Genomic DNA, 14,458 nt, shown 5'->3' with positions numbered 1-14,458 from the left:
CGGGGCGGTCGGGTGCAAGGGGTGGCCCGTGATCCGGGAGGCGCAGCAGCGCCGGCGTCAGGACAGGGTCCCCGGGTCGGTGTACCGCAACAGGGCGCCCACGCCCTCGTACAGCCTCAGCCCGCTCTCCGGTACGACGACCAGCTCGGCACCGGTGCCGACGAGAGCCCGGACGAGGGCGTCGTCGGCGCGTTCCTCGCGCGGGGCCCGCACGCCGAAGGACACCAGCTCCGCCTCGGTCAGGGCGAGCTGAGTGGGCTGGGAGCCCGCCCAGAGCCGCAGCGAAGACCCTGGCGGCCGGTTCAGCAGCAGTGCCGCGACCTGGCCGCGCTGGAGGGCGGCGACGGTGGCGGCCAGCCCCTCCGCCATGGGTCCGTCCAGGGCACGTCGGCCGATGAAGATGTCCACGAGTTCCCGGTCGTGCGCGGCCATGCGGCCGCGGAAGACGCCGTCGAGCTGCGGCTCCAACAGGGCCCGTCCGGTGTCGGTGGGGGTCCGGCCGCCCACGCGTATGACCTTGTCCCGCAGGGTGTGCGGCAGGCGGCGGATCAGTACGTTGCACGCCCACTCGTCCCCACCCACGACGACGGCGTCGGCATGGGCGCGCCGCGCCCGTTCGTCCAGCCGGTGGCCGAGCCGGAGGGAGGTGCGGTGCCAGGTCGCCACCGCGACTCTGCGGTGCAGCCGCTCACCCGGGGTGACGGTGGACGCGGGCCAGGTGCCGGTCTCCGCCTCCAGAGTTACCCAGCCGTGGGTCTCGGCGGTCGGAAGGCCGCCGTAGTGGACGACTACGGCCATGTAGGGGATCTCCGGAACGTGCTGGGTGACCAGGGGCATCGCGTCCGGCAGGGTGCTGTAGCGCGCGGAGTCGTGCTCGGGCGGCCTGGGCAGCTCCCCGTGCAGGACGAGCGTGCCGTGGGCGGCGAAGATGGCCTGGCCGTGGACCCCCGGCACTTCTGTGTCGGCGCCGACCACCTTCTCCAGTACGTTCAGCAGCGCCCGGTCCGAGCCCTCGCGGGACAGGCTCTCGCGCAGCCGCCGCCAGCGCAGCGCGATCGCCCGCTCGGGATGCTCGACGTCTCGGGAGGTGTCCAGGTACACGGAGGCGAACGGGCCCGGCTCCGCGTAGAGGGGTTCAAGGAACGACAACCTCATCGCCACTCCTCGTCGATGGTCTCCCCTCCTTTGATGATGCGCGCCCCGGGGGGCGATGGAGCTCGACGAGCGCAAAGCGGTGCGGAACGCGGCTTCGCCGGCACCCCAGCGGACGCCCTGGACTGCGCGTGCAACCTCTACCTCGTGCCCTTCCGGGCACCCGGCCGTCGCTCCCGTGCCCAGGACCGCCGGGTGCTCGCGCTGACGGCGACGGGATAGTCACAGGCCATGAGCGGGTGCACCGCCGTCGACGAGTGACGGCCGGGAGCTCGGCTGCCGCCCGGCTTCCCCGTCGTGGCCCTGGGACGCGCCTCTGGACGCGTCCACTCGGAGGTGCTCGGAGAGCCAGGTGTGGATGGCGAGGGCGGTCGTGCGGGAATGATCCTCCAGAACGGTGAAGTGGTCACCGGGCACGGTGATCTCGGAGTGCGGCAGGCTCCATGGCTCGGCCGCCTCGATGCCGGGCAAGCGGTCTCCGGCCCGGACGAAGAGGGTGGGGGCCGTCAGGGCCGTCGGCTTCCAGCCGGCGTAGAGCTCCAGGTAGCCGGCCGTCGCAGTGAGCCGGTCGGTCTCGGCTGAGGCGAACTGCACGGAGTCGTCCAGCATGCCTGCGGTCATCGCCGAGAGCGCGGGTCCGTCGCCACCGCTGCCGCCGAGGCCGCTGTCCTCACCGGGGTAGGTGTCGATCAGGACGGCGGCGGACGGAATCAGGCCCGTGCTCTCAAGCTTTTCGGCGACCACGTGTGCCACCCATCCGCCGGCCGAGCGCCCCAGCAGGACGAACGGTTCGTCGCCCGCACACGCGCGCACGGCGGCGGCCTGTGCCGCCACGAAGGCGTCCAGTGTGGCGGGCAGCAGCTCCTGCGGGCGGTGTTCGCCGGGGATCTGCTGCACAGTCCACTGCAGATCGTGGAGCCGGACGACTGCCCCTGCTTCGACGAGGACGAGCCCCGGGCACGCGACAGCCGGCGCCGGGTGCTGGGGGAGGCCGCGGACCGCGACGCTCTGCTGTTCCCCGCACACTTCCCCGGGCCGGGCGCTGCCGAAGTACGGCGCGCGGGCGACCGGTTCGCGGTGAAGAAGTGGGCGGCATGGCGCTGAGGGCATGCCGCGGCCTGCCGTCTGCGGTGGATCGCCGACGGTTCGGCGGGCTCCAGTTGCGCCCTGGTCGTGCGTATCACAGGCTGCTTCTATGGACCGCACCCCAGAAACCAGTGTGCTACCCATTCTGGTGACAGGCGCGGCGGGCAGTGTCGGCGCCGTCGGGCGGTCCGTGGTCGAAGGCCTTCGGCGTCGGGGCCTACCCGTCCGGGCCATGGTGCGCCGCGATGACGAGCGGGCGGAGGCGCTGCGTGCGACGGGCGCCGAGGTCGTTGTCGGGGACCTGACGCGTGCGGGTGACGTCGTTGACGCCCTGGCCGGTTGTGGACGTATGTACTTCGGCATGGGCGTTTCGGCGCAGTATCTGGAGGCTGCCGTGACGGTAGCGGCCGTCACGCGGGCGTACGGGTCCCTGGAAGTGTTCGTGAACATGTCGCAGCTGACTGTGTCCGAGATGGGCCTCACCAGCACCTCCGAGTCCGTGCAGCAGCGGCAGCAGTGGCTGGTGGAGCAGGTTCTCGGCTGGTCGGGCCTGCCCGTTGTCCAGATCAGGCCCACCGCGTTCATGGAGAACCCGCTGTTCCGTGTGGGCTTTTCCTCGATCGCGAAGTACGGAAGCATCAGGCTGCCCTTCGGCCGGGCGAAGACTTCTCCTGTAGCGGCCGGCGACGTCGCCGCGGTCGTGGAGGAGATCCTGGCCGATCCTGTCCCACACGTCGGCCGGATTTATGAGCTGACCGGCCCGCGTTCGGAGACCTCCGCCGCCATGGCGGCGGAGGTCTCCGCAGCCCTGGGCCGACAGGTCGATTACATCGACGTCCCCTTGCAGGATTGGATCGACGACGATCTCAGGCCGTTGGGGCTGCCCGACCACGTCTTCCAACACATCTCCACCATGGCTCGCCTTCACGCGGAGAATCGGTACGACCGCAAGGCGGACGGGGTCGAGCAGGTCATCGGGCGGCCCCCTTCGGGAGTGGCCGATTACGTCCGTGAAAACCCCGGCCTGTTCAGCCCCTGAAGCCACCTCGTCGTCGTTCGTCGTCGAGCGTGTTGCGGGCTGACCGCTGGGGGCGCCGATCGGCCGTCGTGCACGGGGGCGGCCGCCACACGGACGCCGGATCGAGTTCTCACCCCGACACCGCCCCCGAAAGGACCCGGCCCGTGAGTGTCGAACTGCTTGACCTGGCAATCACCACGAACCGACGGCAAGGACCGCCCGTACGACGCAGGCCGCGTGCACCACGAAACCCTTGTTCCGGAGTGCACTCAGCGGAATGCAACTGGGGCCGCAGGACATCGGTCGATGCCCAGGCCAGGACCTACACGTACCAGCGCGTAGGAGAAGAACCATGAACCGTCGTGTTGTCTATGCCCGTGGAGGGTTGCCTGCCGACGTCCTGACCGTGATCGAGGAGCCGGGGCCGGCAGCGCCCGAGCGCGGCCAGATTCTCATCCGCACCACGGCCTTCACGGTGCACCCCGGTGATCTCCAGGCTGTCGAGGCCTATCCGGGGAAGGCCGCACAGCCGGTTCCGGCCGGCCTGGAGGCCACCGGCGTGGTGGAGGCCATCGGCCCGGGAACGCGCGTGGCGCCGGATGTCAAGGTCGACGGCCGCGTAACGGTCTTCCCCCAGCCTGGGGCGTGGTCCCAGTGGATCGTGGCGGACGTCGGGACGGTCGTCGCCGTACCGGACGAGTTGTCGGACGAGGTCGCCGCGCAGATGCTGGCGAATCCGCTCACCACGGTGATGCTGCGCCGTGAGGCGCAGGAGCACCTGGCCTTCGGTTACGACGGTCTTCTGGTGCAGACCGCCGCGGGCTCGTCGGTCGGGCGGCTGGTGACTGGCGTGTGTCAGTTCCACAACCTGGCGCTCGTCAACGTCGTCCGCAGTGACCGCGGTGCCGCCGAGCTGCGCCGGCGGTTCCCGGACGTGCCGGTCGTGTCGACAGAGCATCCGGGTTGGGCCGACGAGGTTCGAAAGGCAGCCGACGGTCGTCCGGTGAGTGTGGCCTTCGACCCGATCGGCGGGAAGCTGACAGAGAGCCTTCTGGATCTGTTGACGCCGGGCGGGAAACTGGTCAGTTACGGGCAAATTGCCGAAGAGGCGATCCCGGTGCACGCGTCGACACTGCTCAACAAGTCGTTGACGCTGCGGGGCAAGAACATCGGCCGGTGGCTGTCCGAGGCCTCCGCCGAGAGACGGGCATCCGACGTCGCGGCTGCGAAGCAGATCGCGCTGGGGCTCAAGGACCAGTTCGAGGTGGCCGCTACGTACGGCCTTGGCGAGCTGGCCAACGCCGTGGAGCACGCGGTACGGCCCGGCAAGGTCGGCCTCGTCCTCGTCCGCCCCTGATGGCTGCCGGAAGACCTGGTGGTCCCCGGAATCGGTGACCGCCATACGCATCGAGACGGAAAGTACCCGGCTCATGAGTGACGAACTCCTCGATCTGGCCATCGCCACCGCCGGCGGCCGAGAACCCTGGGACACCCTGCGTGGTCTGAACGTCGACCTCTCCATCGGCGGTCCGATCTGGGCGATGAAGGGCTGGCCGCCGGACGAGACGTTCGACCAGATTCTGACGCTCGACACGGTCAGAGAGCACATCGTATTCACCCCGTTCACCCGCCCCGACCAGCGGATGGTCTTCGACGCCGCCGCCGACAGCGTCACCATGCAGACCCTCGACGGCGAACCGGTCGAGACCCTCGCCCCCGCACGCGCCGGCTTCAAGGGAATGCTGCGCAACAGCGCCTGGGACGCTCTACACCTCGGCTACTTCCTGGGCTACGCGTGCTGGAACTACTTCACCACCCCGTTCCTCTTCACTCATCCGGACGTGCGAGTCCACGAGATCGAACCGTGGCGCGAGGCCGGGCAGACCTGGCGACGCCTGCAGGTGCGCTTCCCGCCCGAGATCGCCACGCACAACCCCGACCAAGTGTTCTACTTCGACGCCCTCGGAATGCAACGCCGCATGGACTACATCGCCGAAGTCAACGGCAGCACACTCGTCGGCCACTACACCAGCCGCCACAAGAGCTTCGACGGCCTGCTAGTGGCCACACGCCGACGAGTCTTCCGCCGCAACCCCGACAACAGCGTCAACCTCAACCTCCCCTCCATCACGCTCGACATCCACGATGTGGAACTCGTTCACTCCGGCGACGAACAGGCACAGTCATGACCAAGGACACCGCCGTCATCGACCACCCCGCCCGGCGGCTCGTCGTGGCGCTCCCGTGCTCCTACGACGTAGCCCGCGAGCGCTACGAAACCCTCGTCCCCGAGGTCGATCTCGACCGCTTCTTCCAGATGGCCTCCTGGCAGGCCACGCTCGAACTCGCCGAGATCAACGCCCCGCACGGGTTCATGCGCTACTTCCGCAGCGACATCACCGCTGTCATGGCGGGATCACCGTCCTTCTGGAAGGCCACGCAGTACCTGATGGGCAACCACACCATCGCCGAACGCATGTTCCGCCACGACCCGTCGGTCATGCTGCACGCACCGCTTCGGACCCTGCTCTACGCGGACCCCGACGGCGACACGAAACTCGCCTTCGAACAGCCCAGCTTCCTGTTTGCCGGCTACGGCAACCCGGGGATCGCGGATGTCGGCCGCGAACTCGACGCCCTCCTCGCCCAGTTGATCACCCTCCTCGGCGGTGACGCACCTTCCCAACTGTGACTCCACATGGCGGCGGTCGACCGGTACGGCACGGCCGGGGCGACGGGACCGCACCAGCGGGCCAGTTCGCCGTAGGGCCCTGACCCCGGGTTTTGGACACCGGAGGGACTTGGATCTTGGTGGTCCAGGAGAACGGAGTCCCTGTGGGGATGAAGCACTGCCCCGCCGAGTTCAAGGCGGACGCGGTCGCGTTGTACCGGTCGCGTCCGGGTGCGACGATCAAGTCGGTCGCCATCGACCTCGGGGTGAACACCGAGACGCTGCGGAACTGGATCAGGGCCGCTGACGGACGTCGGTCCGGTGCTCACTCCACGCCCGCGGCGTCGCCGCGGTCTGGTGGTGACGCGGTTCAGGCGGAGCCGGCGGCCGCGGAAGAGGATCCGCGAGTTGGAGGAGGAGCGGGACATCCTCCGCAAGGCGGCCCGGTTTTTCGCAGGGGAGACGCGCTGGTGAACCGCTGCCAGTTCGTTGAGGATCACCAGCGCCGTTTCGGCGTCAAGCGGCTCTGCGGCATCTTGGGCATTGCCCGCTCGAGTTTCTATTACTGGCGCCGGACCGCTCCGGCCCGCGCGGCGCGACAGGCCGCCGGATGAGCGGCTCGCGGCCCGGATACGCAAGGCCCACCGGGACTCCGGCGGCACCTACGGAGCCCCGAGGGTCACCGTCGAGCTCCGCGACGAGGGCGGCCCCGTGGTCAATCGCAAGCGCGTTGCCAGGATCATGCGGGCCATCGGCCTTCAGGGAGTGCGTCTGCGGCGCCGGCACCGCACCACCGTCCCGGATGCGGCAGCGGTGAAGGCGCCGGACCTGATCGGCCGCGACTTCACCGCCGAGGCCCCGAACACCAAGTACGTCGGCGACATCGCCTACCTGAGCGTCGGCAGCGGGAAGTTCTGCTACCTCGCGACCGTCATCGATCTGTATTCACGACGTCTGGCCGGATGGTCGATCGCCGACCACATGCGCACAGAGCTCGTCACCGACGCCCTGGCTGCCGCGATCCGGACCCGGCAGCCTCGCCGCCGGGTCGGTGAACCGTGTCAACAGGTCGACATGTCGGGAGCCGGGGATGTGCGCCTGGCTCCAGGCGGAGGCGCCGGACTGTGCGCGGTTGTCGCCGTCGTGTGCGGGGCGGGCCGGCAGCACGGTGGTGTCGAGGACCAGGATGCCGCGCGCTGTGGCCGTGTCCTGGGGGTGAGCATCGCGGCGAGCGCAGTCCGCGACCGGTGAGACAGGCGTGCGAGCCTCGCTCGCCACCTCGACGTGCCGCCCGCGATGCGCTCGGAGGCCGCTGCGTGAAAGTTCGGCGGCGGACGAGTTCGCCATTCCGCCACGATCTTGCCCAAAGCCCTTCTAAGATCGCTGGCAAGGCGGTTCTCCGTATCTCTATGTACTCCCCCACGAACAGGGCATCAGGCCCTTCTGAACGCTGAGAGCAGGAGATGGCATCTACGAATGAACAAGCGAAGGGAGCCGCGCCCCAGCAGCGTCGGCGGAGGCCGGGCATGCTCGGCCGCCGCACCGTTGGCTGTCTGGCCGCGCTCGCCTTGGGAATCGGTAGTGGCTCGTTAGCCGTGGCGCCTGCGGCGCACTCGCAGGCGGGGGACGGATCGGTGACGGTCCGGGTGATCCGGGCCGTGGACAACAGCGGCGTGTGGACACCCGCGCTGGAACCGGGCATCGCGGGCGTCAAGGTGACCCTCACCGACGACGCCGGGACGGGCATCGAGGGGGTCACGGCGGCCGACGGCACCGTGACACTGACTCCGACGGTGGGCAGGACCACCAGCGGCAAGTACCGGGTCCAGGTGGCGAATCCGAAGCCGGGCGTGCTGTTTCCGGCCTTCGCCTCGCGTCAGGGACTGGACGGTGCGCCCAACCAGTTGAGCAGCAATGAGGAGTTCGTCGACCTCTCCGGCGACAAGAACGTGGCGTACACCACCGGGCTGTGGAGTCCGGGTGACTACTGCCAGAAGAACGCACCACTGATGACGACTTGTCAGCCCACCACGCGCGAGGGCGGGACCCAGCGCACGCTGGTCTCCTTCCCGTACGACGCGCGCGGCCAGGACGGCGTCGACGTCAACGTCACGAACATCGCCACCAACGCCGACACCGGCACACTGTTCGGTATCGCGTGGAACAAGGCCGACAAGCGGGTGTTCTCCTCGGCGGTGGCCAAGCGCTCCACGGACTACGGTCCGGGTGGCGCCGGTGGAATCTACGTGACCGACCTCGCGCAGAAGAAAACCACGCTGTTCACCGTCGTCCCGGACGCGGGGACGACGGCGCACGGGTCGGGTACCGACGACGCCTTCCTTGCCGTACCGGGCAAGGAGAGCCTGGGCGGCATCAAGATCACCGATGACGGCAAGGACCTGTTCGTCGTCAACCTCAACAACCGCAAGCTCTACCGCTACGACGCCACGGCGGCGACCGCTTCGGCGCCGAAGGCCGTCTACGCCATCCCGGACCCGGGCTGTCCGGCGGCCGGGGACTGGCGCCCCTTCGGCCTCGGCCTGCAGGACGACGTCGGCTACCTCGGCGGCGTGTGCTCCGGCGAGTCCACCGGGAAGCTCTCGGACCTGCGCGCGGTGGTCATGCCCTTCGACCTCGCCACCGGAGCGTTCCGGGAGCCGGTGCTGGACCAGCCGCTGGACTATCCGCGCCAGTCCACGGTCGGCGGACCCCCATGCGACGGCGCGGGCTGGTTCCCCTGGACCAACACCTTCCCGACCTCCCAGAACGGACAGACCTGCCAGAGCTATCTGGCCCAACCCGAACCGGAGTTGGGCGAGATCGGCTTCGAGGCCGACGGCTCCATGCTGCTGGCCTTCCGCGACCGCTTCAGCGACCGCGCCCCGGCTGGCCCCACGCCCAACACACCCGCCAACGTCATGTCAGGCGGCGACCTGGACAAGGCGTGCCTGGCGGGCGGGGTGTACGTGATGGACACCAACAACGGCTGCGGGCTGTCCCCTCGGGGCACCCGGTTCTTCGACACCAGATGGGGTGGTCACCACAACACGGCGTTCGCCGGCATGGCGCTATCCAAGGTCGAGAACACCATCGCGACCTCCGGCTTCGACCCCAACCACACCGCCTTCGGGTACGGCACCTCCTTCGTCCAGCGCGACGGCAAGCAGGACCCGGAGTTCGGCCTGCGCCTCAACCCGCCCGGGACCGTGGCCCCGTTCGGCAAGGGCGCCTCCATGGGTGACCTGGAGGTGCTCTGCGACCAGGCCCCGCTGCAGATCGGCAACCGGGTCTGGTACGACCCCGAGCGCAAGGGCATCCAGAACCCCGGCCAGCGCCCGGTCGTGGGCGCGACCGTCCACCTCTACGACGAGTCGGGCAAGCTGGTCGGCACGACCACGACGTCAGAGCGCGGCGAGTACTACTTCGACGACTCCAATGTCACCGGCGGCCTCCAGCCGAGGGCCAAATACACCATCCGCCTCGACAATCCGACCGACTACGCCAAGGACGGCCCGCTCTACCAGTGGGTGCCCACGGACGCAGATGTCGGCGACAACCACTTCATCGACTCCAAGGGCATCGTCCCGCACGGCGCGAAGTTCCCGGAGCGGGCGCTGACCACCGGCGGGCCGGGAGAGAACGACCACACCTACGACTTCGGCTTCCGGCAACAGGAGGGTGTGCTGCGCCTGGTCAAGCACGACCAGGACGGCAAACCGCTGGCCCGGGCGAAGTTTCAGCTGTGGAAGGAGACGAATGGTGCCGGTGGCCTGCAGGCCACCGGAACGGAACCGGACACGCCGGTCGACAAGCCCTGCATGACCGGTACCGACGGCATCTGCCAGGGAGCCGGCGAGCCGGGGACCTACTACTGGCAGGAGGTCAGCCCGCCCGAAGGTTACGCCGTACCCGACGAGGCGGTGTTCGGGCCGCTGGTGCTGACCTCCGACAACCTTGACGACGGTGCCTCGGTGACAGCGGTCAACCAACGGCTTCCCGTCACCGAGCCGACGCCGACGCCGACGCCGACGCCGACGACGCCGGCACCGGATACACCGGATACACCGGGTAAACCGGGTTCGCCGGGGGCTCCAGGTGCACCGGGTGCACCCGGCCACGCATCCAACTCGGGCCTGGCGTCCACCGGCATGAGCCAGTTGGTTTCGCTGGCCCTGGCCGGCTGCGCCGCGCTCACAGTCCTCGGCGCGGCGCTGGTCGTGCTGATGCGCAGGCGAAGGGCACAGCACCGCTAGCCCCGAAGTGGGGCGACCGGCACCGGTGACCGTCCGGGCCGGCTCGGGCGGGTTCGCGGACCAGCGGTTCGCGAACCCGCCCTCCTGTGTGACCGACCGACGAGAGAAGGCGACTGCATGGCTCGGAAGAGGAAGACCGACGGCCGTACGCTGCGTCGGGCCCTCTGGTTGAGAACACTGATCGCGATCACGGCGTGCGGCGCGGCAGCGGGAGGCCTGGCCGCCTACCGGACCTTCTCCGACGACACCGCCACCGAGCGGCCGGTGACGATGGAGGAGGCGTCCAGGCTGGCGCTGTCGCGGCTGAATCTGTACCAGGCCAGTCCCGCGGCGGTGACCCTCACCGCCACCGAGGGCGGCGGAGTGGTGGTGCGGGTCAAGGGGGTCGTGGACTACCGAACCCACCGGGCCGTGGGGAGCTACCAGGTCACCGGGGCCTCCGGAGCTTCCGGGCCCTCCACCGGGCAGCTCGATCACGGGCTGATCGTCTGGGACACCGGCGGCCTCGGCCTGGCCCCCGCGCCCAAGGGAGACAACAGCCCGGCCTGGCAGCAGGCCGAGCACATCCCGCGCTCGGGCTGGTCCGCGCGCTCCTACACGACCGATCCTCTGGACGCCGGACTCCAGTTGCTCATCGGGCTCGGCGCTGACCGCCCCGACAACCCACTGTTGCTGGCACAGTCCGGGGCTCGCCGGCTGGAGCGCGAACGCATCGACGGCCGCACCTACGACCGGTTCGCCGGGCCGCGAGCCCAGGGCGCCACGCCCGGTGCGGGGCCCGACGGCGGACGGTCACCGCTGACGTACTGGGTCGACGGTGACGGCGGCCTGCGGCGGGTGACGATGCGGATGCCGGGCCTGGGGACCCCGACCACCCTGGAGTTCTCCGGACGCGACGGCCGCGCGAAGCTCCCTGAGGCGCCGTGGGCCACCGGCTGACATCTCCGTGCCGACGCGCCCCGGCCTCCGTGGGTGCCGACGTCCCTCCTCAACTCATTCTTCATAGCGGCATGATGATCGGGGACGAGCCCACCGCAGCACCGTGTTCAGCGCGATTGCGGTACGGCGTCGACGTCCTTCGGGAGCGGATACGCGGCCGCGTCGACGGCCCCCGGCAGGCCGGTCGCCGGGCTGCCCGGGGCCGTCGGGTCCGGCATGGACGGCTGGGCGGGTGGGGCCGGCACCTGGCTGAAGGGGACGCCGGGCGGCGCCTGCACCGGCGCCGTCCGGCCGGTGGGCAGCGCGCCCAGGCCGCGGGTGCCGCAGCCCGCGCGACCCTCCAGGCCGTTCGGGCTCTGCGTGTCTGGCCGGTTGTCCGCGAAACAGTTGCCGGGGTCGGCCGAGGCCAGCACGAGGTCGATGCCGTTGCCGGTGGCGCGGTTGCCTTCCACGCGATTGCCGCTCGCCGGATGCCCCGGCGGGTCGGTGACGACCACTCCGGCCGCCCGGTTGCCCCGGACCAGGTTGCGCTGGACGCGGTTCGCGGTGCCGCCGCCGATGCCGATGCCGATGCCGAAGCCTCCGTCCGCCTGCTCGGGTGTGTCGGCGGCGTTGTTGTCGGCGACCACGTTGCCCGCGATCACCGCGCCGTGCTGCGGGGCGAGGGCTTCCAGGTCGTTGGAGTTGACTGTGACGCCGACCCGGTTGCGGGCGACGCGATTGCCCAGCACCGACAGGCTGTCCGAGGCATTGGTCAGTTCGATGCCGACCGCGTTGCGCTCCACGGTGTTGCCGCGGACGACGGTGCTGCAGGGCTTGCACTGGCCGACGTAGATTCCGGAGTCGGCGTGCCCGGAGGCGTAGGAGTCCTCGATCACGCCGTCGCGCGCGTCAAAGGCGTAGATGCCGTACAGGCCGTTGTTGTATGCCGTGACCCGGGTCGCGCGGAAGCCCCGGACGGGAGGGAAGCGGGTGGTGTCCAGCGGGTCGTAGGCGGAGCCGCCGGCGCCGCGCTGCTGCAACCGCTCGTCGGTGACGCCGGTGAACAGCACGCCGTTGGCAAGGTAGCCGTGCACGGTGAGGTTCTCGACCACCGAGCCGGCGCCGGTCACGGTGATGCCGTTGGCCAGATGTACACCGCCGTCGAAGACCACCTTGTTGCGGTCCGTTCCGCGCAGCACCAAGCGGTGCTTGGTGACGCGCACGCTCTCCCGGTACACGCCCGGGCCGATCAGCACCGTCTCGCCCTCACGAGCGGCGTCCACCGCCTGCTGCACCGAGGGGAAATCCTGCGGAACGCGCAGCACGCTTCCCGCCGGATGCCGCGCATCGCCGGACGTCGACCCCGTACCGGAGCACCCGGTGGCCGCCAACGCGACCGAGACGACCAGTACCGACAGACGCAGCGCCGCCCGGAACACCGCAGTCGGGGCTGCCGAGCGGTTCAACAGGCGTTCTGCAGAGAGGGTTTGCATGGCAGATGTTTTATCGTCTCCAATAGGCCTATGCCCACTGAACAGGGAATTGCGCAGGATCCATCCCGACCCGCGGCAACCGGTTTCGGGCGGCGCCGGGCACTGCTCGCAGCCGGAGCGGTGCTCGCTGCCGGGGTCGGCGCGGCGGCCGACGAACTGGCGAGAGACGACCGGGCAGCCGGCCGTGCCACCGCCGGCCCCCCGCCGACCGAGGCCGCGATTCCCTTCCACGGCGCCCGACAGGCAGGTGTTACGGCGCCCCAGCAACCGGCGACGCACCTGCTCTCCTTCGACCTCCCGCAGACTGCGGCCGCCACCGACCGGAAGGTCCTTCGCAGTGTCCTCGGCGCGCTGACCAGCACGCTGGCCACCGCAGCCTCCGACGCCCCGCCGGACCCGCGGCTCCAGGGCGGTGGCGCGACCCGGCTCGCCTCGCTGGTCGGCATCGGCCCCGCTCTCGCCGCTCGGCTGGACCTCAACGTCCCCACCTCACTGGGGGAGTTGCCGTCATTCCCCGGCGACCGCCTCGACCCGCGCCGCAGTAACGGTGATCTTCTGGTCCAACTGTGCGCAGCCGACCGCTGGACGCTCACAGTCGTTGCCGAACTCGTCGGCACGGCCGCACACGCCGCCGGCGCCGTGCCGCGCTGGACCCAGTCCGGCTTCCTGCCCCATACGGCCCCGGGCACCACCCCGCGCAACTTGTTCGGCTCCAAGGACGGCACCGCCAACCCCGATCACGTGGCGGCCGAGCAGTGGGTCTGGGGCCCACCCGGAGCACACGGGGACGGCACCGTTCTGGTCTACCGCAGGATCCGCATGGACGTCACCGGCTTCGCGGCCCTCTCCGAGGGCCGGCGCGACCGGGTGATCGGCCGCCGTGCCCGCGACGGCGTCGCCCTCAGTGGCACCGCCGAGCATGACGAGCCGGACATCTACGCCAAGAACCCCGACGGTTCCTACGTCATCCCCGCCACCGCCCACGTGCGTCTCGCCAGCCCCCGCTTCGACGGCGGTGCCCGTATGCTCCGCCGCAGTTACAGCTACGACGACGGCCCGATCGACCGCGGCCTTCTCTTCTGTGCCTTCATGCGCGACCCCGCCCAGTTCACCCGCGTCCAGAACCGCCTGGCCGCCCGCGACGCCCTCACCCCGTTCCTCCAACACCGGGCCTCGGCCGTGGCCTACGTCCTGCCCGGCGCCGCATCCGCCGGGACTCTCGGCGAACAGCTCTGGACATGAAGTCCGCCTCGCTCCCTCCGCCGGGAAATGCCCCGGAACGGCTGGCCAGAGGTGGGACGTGCCTGGGCGGAGTCGGGAGCTGGGCCGGATTTCGACACGCTGCGTCAGGAGAGCCGGGCAAGGGCGCCTGCCAGACGTCTTTCCTCGTCACAGTGGGCACTGGACTGACCAGGTGGTGCCCAGCCCCGTCCCACGAGGTTGGTCGACGCCGTTCGCCCACTCACCGTCTCCTCGTTCGCCACGTCGGCTGAAGGCCGGGGCGCGCGTGCAGCCATGACGTACAGCGGTACAGCAGCGCAACACCCACGCTTCGGCGGGGCGGACAAGCAGGTAGAGCCGATCAGTACGGCCGAGTGCGGATTACCCCGTATCGGCAGGAACGACAGGGGGAGAGGTACAGCCGGGCCGCGATGTCGCGGTTGGTGAGGCCCTGCGCGGCCAGTTCGGCAATCTGCGAGGCATCCGGCGACATGATCTCCGTCCTTCGGCCGGTGCACTTTCCGGACACACCGTCCCAGCGCGGCCTGTTCGCCACATCGCGTGAATCCGTGAGATCCGGGGGCGGCATTGCTCGCCGTGTGCGCTCGTGCGCGCGGCCCGGCGAGCCGGTCGTCGCCGGACG

12 protein-coding genes and 1 pseudogene are annotated in these 14,458 nt (G+C 70.1%); 9 read left to right on the top strand and 4 right to left on the bottom strand.

Features of this window, described 5'->3' with window-relative positions; genetic code table 11:
• Positions 1-57: 57 nt before the first annotated feature.
• The gene (locus tag OH735_RS04080; protein WP_406379534.1) at positions 58-1,155 is read right to left on the bottom strand and encodes a hypothetical protein; all 1,098 of its coding nucleotides are present in this window, start codon (positions 1,153-1,155) and stop codon (positions 58-60) included.
• Positions 1,156-1,374: 219 nt separating this feature from the next.
• Positions 1,375-2,049: a thioesterase domain-containing protein gene (locus OH735_RS04075; protein WP_406379532.1), complete on the bottom strand. Its 675-nt coding sequence runs from the start codon at positions 2,047-2,049 to the stop codon at positions 1,375-1,377.
• 15 nt (positions 2,050-2,064) lie between these two features.
• On the opposite strand from OH735_RS04075, the gene OH735_RS04070 reads away from it, so the two are divergent.
• From OH735_RS04070 to OH735_RS04035, 8 genes and pseudogenes are all read left to right on the top strand, one after another.
• On the top strand, positions 2,065-2,256 hold the full coding sequence (locus OH735_RS04070) for a hypothetical protein (protein WP_406379530.1): 192 nt from the start codon (positions 2,065-2,067) through the stop codon (positions 2,254-2,256).
• Positions 2,257-2,347: 91 nt separating this feature from the next.
• Positions 2,348-3,277 carry an NAD(P)H-binding protein gene (locus OH735_RS04065; RefSeq protein ID WP_406386399.1) on the top strand — a complete coding sequence of 310 codons (930 nt, stop codon included), beginning with the start codon at positions 2,348-2,350 and terminating at the stop codon, positions 3,275-3,277.
• A 331-nt stretch (positions 3,278-3,608) separates the two neighbouring features.
• Positions 3,609-4,613: a zinc-binding dehydrogenase gene (locus OH735_RS04060; RefSeq protein ID WP_406379529.1), complete on the top strand. Its 1,005-nt coding sequence runs from the start codon at positions 3,609-3,611 to the stop codon at positions 4,611-4,613.
• Positions 4,614-4,686: 73 nt separating this feature from the next.
• Positions 4,687-5,445: a hypothetical protein gene (locus OH735_RS04055; protein ID WP_406379527.1), complete on the top strand. Its 759-nt coding sequence runs from the start codon at positions 4,687-4,689 to the stop codon at positions 5,443-5,445.
• Positions 5,442-5,948, top strand: coding sequence for a DUF302 domain-containing protein (locus tag OH735_RS04050; protein WP_406379525.1), 507 nt, complete (start codon positions 5,442-5,444; stop codon positions 5,946-5,948). Before OH735_RS04055 ends, OH735_RS04050 begins: the two co-directional genes overlap by 4 nt.
• Before the next feature lie 143 nt (positions 5,949-6,091).
• Positions 6,092-6,959 (top strand): annotated as a pseudogene (locus OH735_RS04045) (IS3 family transposase); the annotation flags it as partial.
• A gap of 494 nt (positions 6,960-7,453) precedes the next feature.
• Positions 7,454-10,180, top strand: a complete 2,727-nt coding sequence (locus OH735_RS04040; RefSeq protein WP_406379524.1) for an SdrD B-like domain-containing protein — start codon at positions 7,454-7,456, stop codon at positions 10,178-10,180.
• Positions 10,181-10,297: 117 nt separating this feature from the next.
• Positions 10,298-11,119: a hypothetical protein gene (locus OH735_RS04035; RefSeq protein ID WP_406379522.1), complete on the top strand. Its 822-nt coding sequence runs from the start codon at positions 10,298-10,300 to the stop codon at positions 11,117-11,119.
• Between the two features lie 107 nt (positions 11,120-11,226).
• On the opposite strand, the gene OH735_RS04030 is transcribed toward OH735_RS04035, so the two are convergent.
• Positions 11,227-12,594, bottom strand: coding sequence for a right-handed parallel beta-helix repeat-containing protein (locus tag OH735_RS04030; protein WP_406379520.1), 1,368 nt, complete (start codon positions 12,592-12,594; stop codon positions 11,227-11,229).
• 30 nt (positions 12,595-12,624) lie between these two features.
• Between OH735_RS04030 and OH735_RS04025 the strand changes: the two genes are divergently transcribed.
• Positions 12,625-13,836 (top strand): Dyp-type peroxidase, encoded by a 1,212-nt coding sequence (locus tag OH735_RS04025; protein ID WP_406379519.1) that lies wholly within the window; start codon positions 12,625-12,627, stop codon positions 13,834-13,836.
• A gap of 340 nt (positions 13,837-14,176) precedes the next feature.
• Here the strand turns inward: OH735_RS04025 and OH735_RS04020 are convergent, their stop codons facing one another.
• Positions 14,177-14,308 (bottom strand): hypothetical protein, encoded by a 132-nt coding sequence (locus tag OH735_RS04020; RefSeq protein WP_406379517.1) that lies wholly within the window; start codon positions 14,306-14,308, stop codon positions 14,177-14,179.
• Positions 14,309-14,458 lie beyond the last annotated feature (150 nt).

It is taken from the genome of Streptomyces sp. NBC_01618 (assembly GCF_045209435.1).
In the GTDB taxonomy this organism is placed as follows: Bacteria; Actinomycetota; Actinomycetes; order Streptomycetales; family Streptomycetaceae; genus Streptomyces.
The sequence above is the reverse complement of the archived record's forward strand: the minus strand, read 5'-3'. Positions and strand labels throughout refer to the sequence as shown.